The organism is Schlesneria sp. (genome assembly GCF_036405755.1).
GTDB classification, from domain to species: domain Bacteria; phylum Planctomycetota; class Planctomycetia; order Planctomycetales; family Planctomycetaceae; genus Schlesneria; species Schlesneria sphaerica.
The window spans coordinates 1-4,055 of record NZ_DASWWZ010000262.1 but is presented as its reverse complement, the minus strand read 5'-3'; the positions used below and the strand labels follow the sequence as shown (position 1 = coordinate 4,055).

Here is a 4,055-nt window from a genome sequence, read left to right as displayed (position 1 = left end):
CACGGGCGATGTACAGTTCAACCCGATTGCAGGTCGACAACACGACCGACTCGGTCTCGGGAAAACGCTCTTTCAGCCGCTGATAGGCCGCGTTGAGCTGATCCTGTGTCGCGAAGGCCAATCGCTCGCGGATCTTCAGCGGCGTGGTCTGATGAGTACAGTACAAAGCGAGCAGGTTCACGGTGCCAGTCCTCGCGTCGCATTGGCCGACGGAGTCGGTGCCGATCCATGTATTGAGTGCCATTTTGTGGCTGCGGTCAGCATTTGCAGACCAATCAGCGTCACGAGCAGAAATCCGCATGCCCAGGCCGTCCGCAGAGCGATCTGTCGACCCGGCGACCGCTTTTGAATCAGTAGCCATACGAAGAGGACCCCCACTAATAGACCCGTGAAGATGCCACCAATCACGACCGGGTCAGTCCACGTCATCGGGATTCCTCCCCCTGTTGCGAAGACCCCCAGTCCGAACCCGGAAATGATTCCCACCATCTGAAACGGAACTGCCACCAGAATGGCAAAACGATTCAGCCGTTCGATCAACTCGAGGTTCGGAAGTTTGACGGAATCATTCGACGTTTGCCGTTGCTTCAACCGGCGGTGCTGCCACAGATACAGCAGACTCAGCACAAATCCAAGCAAGATGAAAACGGTACCGAGCATCAGTGTCGATGCATGCAGCATCTTCCAGCCGCGATCGTAGTCAAGACGGTGCCCCGGCTGGTCCGTAACGAACCATGAGGCAACCACCAAAGCCAATATCACGGGCCAGGCGACCAGCCCCGTCGCCAATTCGCTATCAACGGCCGACACAAACAGATGAACCAGCACCGCCAGCCAGGCCAGTACCAGATACCAGTCATGTGCCGAACTGAGCAGGGGAGGCAGGTCCGCCTGGCGCGATCGATACAGCAGATAGAGAGTGTGCGCGACGAATCCCGCCACGGTGAACAGGAACGAGACGATGCGGCTGAGTGTGCTGCGCCGCTTCAGCTGGCTGACTTCGCAGGCGAAGGCCACCCCATAGCTGGCGAGAAAACAGACGACACTTGTTTTCAACATCACTTGTGATCGTTTCCATTGCCTGTCTCAGAACGGTTGACTTCGTCCAATCGTCCAAAGGGGACTCTGCATTGGAAAACCGCACCGATCAACGAATTGAAATGTACGTCACACCAGAGCAAGATTCAAATCCCCAGATTCGTTTCCAGGATTGCCTGCGACCGAAGAATATGAGACTTTCTCTAGAGACATCTTGTGTTCCGGCAGCCACGAAGGCAAGTCGCACGAGTTTCCCACATCATGGCAAAAACCCTGCTCGAATACGCTGAACTGCTGGATGGTCGCAATTTGCGCTGGCCTGCGCCACCCAAAATTGTACCCGTTCAGGCAACCCCATCTCTGAAGCCCCTGCCAGGAATTCGGGCCGTCACCTGGAACCTGTACGGAACCCTGCTGAGAATTACCGACGGTGAACTGGTATTCCAGCACCCTCAGGCCCTGCGGATGGAAGTAGCGATCGAAAAGACGATCGATGAATTCAATATGTGGAACAGCATGACCCGCCGGCCGGGAAAGCCGTCGGATCTGCTTCTGCCGAAATACCTGAATGCGATTGAAGAAATCCGACTCAGGTCCAGCAACAAAAAAGGAGATCTTCCTGAAGTCGATGCGGCCCAGGTCTGGCACACGCTGCTCGAAATGCTGCATAAAAAGGACTACAGCTATGATGAATCCCTCTACGGCAGCATGACCGAACTGGCACAGAAGGTCGCCTACTTCTTCCATTCCAGCCTGCAGGGAACAGAGGCCACCCCCGCCGCGCTCGACACACTGAACGCCATTGCTGCGGCCGGGCTGCGACAAGTGGCACTCGCAGATGCCCAATGCTTCACCCTGGTGCAGTTGACTCGCGCCCTCAGGCATCAGGGAAATCTGTTTCACGTCACAGAATTGCTGCCCGAATCCCTGAACACCTTGTCCTACGAGTGGGGTATCTGCAAGCCGTCCCTGTCACTCTACGCACAGGCAATTTTGCGATTCAAGGAGATCGGAATCGAGCCAAGCGAGATCCTGCACGTCGGAACCCGTATCCAGGGGGATCTCGCACCGGCCAAGGCCTGCGGCTTTCAGACCGTCCTGCTGGCAGACGACAAGACAAGTCTGGCGGTCACGCCCGAAGATCTGAAGAACCCCGAAACACGGCCCCACCGGCTGATTACCGAGTTGCCACAGTTACGCGAGATTCTCCAGATCTGACGTGACGACGATCGTTCACCGATCAGGGTCGCTCTCGTCGTGCCCTGACTCATTTCGCGTCCCGACTCATTTGAGGTGAGGTCGCACCAGTTCTGCTCTGATCTTATAACCCGCCTCATTGGGATGAAGTTTGTCATCAATGTGCAGGTCTTCGCGCGGCTTCCCGTCGGGACCCAGTAAAGCGTCAAAAAGCTCAATGTACCCCAGGTTCGAGCCAGTCGAGCAGATTTCGCGGATCAGGCGATTCGCTTCTTTCTGTCGATCCGCTTCGGCCCAGCGAGCGGGACTGGAATTGATTTCCATGAACACAATTCGCGTATCGGGTAAGCGGCTTCGAACTTTGGCCACATATTCCTTGAAGTCAGCGGCGACCTGTTCCGGCGATTTCCCCGCGTGAATATCATTCGACCCGGCATGCAGCACGATCAGTTTCGGCTTGTAGGGGAACACAATCTGATCTGCGAAGAACGTGTTCTCTGAAATCTGAGATCCGCCGAAGCCGCGATTGAGGACTGTGGCTTCCGGAAAATCCTGCTCCAGAGTCTTCCACATCCGGATGCTCGATGAGCCTGCAAACAGGACGGCACCGGTGGGTGGGGGATTTGACTTGTCCTGTGCGATGAACGCAGCAATCTCATTTTCAAATCGGTAGGGCCCCTCTTCGGCCCGCCAGAGCCAACGCAAGGATTCGGGCAGAATCGCCCCCCCATGATTTCCACTGTGGCCGCCGTGTCCCCACACAGTCTTGACGTCGTATCGGGCAAACTTCAGCGACGACTCCATTTCGAGGTTCGCGAGCCACCAGTTGCCATGTTCGTTATTCAGGTCACGATCGCCATCCTGCAGAAAGACGCGAATCGGTTTGCGGGGCGTTTTGCGAATCATCGCCTGGTAATTGTGACCACCCCGGATGTTCGTGAAACTGCCGATGTGACTGAGCACTTTGCGGAACGCATCGGGCCGTTCCCACGCGACGGTCCAGGCACAGATCCCGCCCGAGGAGGCACCACAAATCGCCCGCTGTGCTGGATCATTGGTGAGGTGATAGCTTTTGCCGACTTCGGGCAGAATCTCTTCCAGCAGTAGCCGGGAATACTGATCGCTGAGCGTGTCGTATTCGAAGCTTCGATTATTCGCGCGCCAGCGGCTGTCAGGCGGCGAGTCGCCACGATGCCCCGGATCGATAAAGATTCCGATGATGGGGGGGATCGCCTTCTGATGGATCAGGTTATCGAACACCACAGGAACGCGATATTCGCCTGTTTTATTGACATAGGCGTGTCCGTCCTGAAACACCATGACCGCAGTCGGCTTGGCGGCGTCATATTGCGCGGGGACATAGACATAATAGTCCCGCACGGTTCCTTCAAAGACTTGACTGGTCCACTGATGCCGGGTGACGGTTCCCGTGGGAACCCCCTCAACAGGGAAGGAATCCTTCCCCAGTTCATACTTTTGTGGTTCAGCCGGCTTGTCTGACTGAGCCAGTAGTGAGGAAGCCAGAATCAGAGGGAGCACGCAACAGGCAGCAAAAAGTCGCACGGTGAAGTCTCCATCGAGAAAAGAATGTCCGCCAGGAATCTGTTAAGATAGAGATCCCACGTTTGTCGTGTAAGCAACTTGCCGATGCGAAGGAAAGCTCTCGCAGTCCTCGCACCTTGTGAAAGCTGTAAGAGCACGGACCACAAGCCGGTCCTGGTCTTGAGACCAGCCCTTTGAAGCCCGCGTATCCCCTATTCCGCAGCACTCTGATTTGCCCCGAGACTCCTTTGAACGACACCGTCAACAACCCAGCCTCC

At 56.1% G+C, this 4,055-nt stretch carries 3 protein-coding genes and 1 pseudogene; 1 reads left to right on the top strand and 3 read right to left on the bottom strand.

Annotation, left to right across the window (positions count from 1 at the left end; genetic code table 11):
* Together VGE80_RS09150 and ccsA are read right to left on the bottom strand one after the other, a co-directional pair.
* A pseudogene (locus VGE80_RS09150) lies at positions 1-181 on the bottom strand (glutamyl-tRNA reductase); the annotation flags it as partial.
* Positions 178-1,059, bottom strand: coding sequence for a cytochrome c biogenesis protein CcsA (gene ccsA, locus VGE80_RS09145; RefSeq protein ID WP_440592437.1), 882 nt, complete (start codon positions 1,057-1,059; stop codon positions 178-180). The gene ccsA and the pseudogene VGE80_RS09150, both read right to left, overlap by 4 nt.
* Before the next feature lie 240 nt (positions 1,060-1,299).
* Here ccsA and VGE80_RS09140 point away from each other — a divergent pair, with 240 nt between their 5' ends.
* On the top strand, positions 1,300-2,256 hold the full coding sequence (locus VGE80_RS09140) for an HAD family hydrolase (protein WP_440592436.1): 957 nt from the start codon (positions 1,300-1,302) through the stop codon (positions 2,254-2,256).
* Positions 2,257-2,322: 66 nt separating this feature from the next.
* Here the strand turns inward: VGE80_RS09140 and VGE80_RS09135 are convergent, their stop codons facing one another.
* Positions 2,323-3,798, bottom strand: coding sequence for a GDSL-type esterase/lipase family protein (locus tag VGE80_RS09135; protein WP_440592435.1), 1,476 nt, complete (start codon positions 3,796-3,798; stop codon positions 2,323-2,325).
* Positions 3,799-4,055: the final 257 nt, after the last annotated feature.

Excerpts from the sequence above, each read along its gene's own strand:
- VGE80_RS09140 (WP_440592436.1), top strand. The coding sequence starts at position 1,300 with ATGGCAAAAACCCTGCTCGAATACGCTGAACTGCTGGATGGTCGCAAT.
- ccsA (WP_440592437.1), bottom strand. The coding sequence starts at position 1,059 with ATGTTGAAAACAAGTGTCGTCTGTTTTCTCGCCAGCTATGGGGTGGCC.